This is a genomic window from Streptomyces sp. P9(2023) (assembly GCF_032436795.1).
Classification (GTDB): Bacteria; Actinomycetota; Actinomycetes; order Streptomycetales; family Streptomycetaceae; genus Streptomyces.
The window spans coordinates 1-289 of sequence record NZ_JAUPWM010000344.1 but is presented as its reverse complement, the minus strand read 5'-3'; the positions used below and the strand labels follow the sequence as shown (position 1 = coordinate 289).

The 289-nt window shown below is 54.0% G+C and carries 1 protein-coding gene; it reads right to left on the bottom strand.

The annotated features are described in order from the left end of the window. Positions 1 to 13: 13 nt before the first annotated feature. A partial coding sequence (locus Q5762_RS37885; protein WP_315896854.1) for a hypothetical protein occupies positions 14 to 289 on the bottom strand: 276 nt, incomplete at its 5' end.

Below are 289 nucleotides of genomic sequence, written 5' to 3'. Positions count from 1 at the left end.
GTCACTCATTGGCTCAACTATCCGTGTAGAGGTAGCGACCGACGCCTACGAAAGCACGGCGGAATGCACCTGTTTGACGAATTTCCGGCTTCTGAAGCTGTGCGAGACGCCAGAACAGAATACGGAAGGTGAGAGGGAAACGCTCAACAAAGTCCCCGATAGGGTCGATGTTGTCCTTGGTAGCCTTCGAGACTGCCGAGGAAATGGTTGCCCACTGGATGCCCGGATCATTCGGTACATCGACTGCTAGAGGATCGACAATCAAGGCGTCCATGTTCGGAACCTTGGT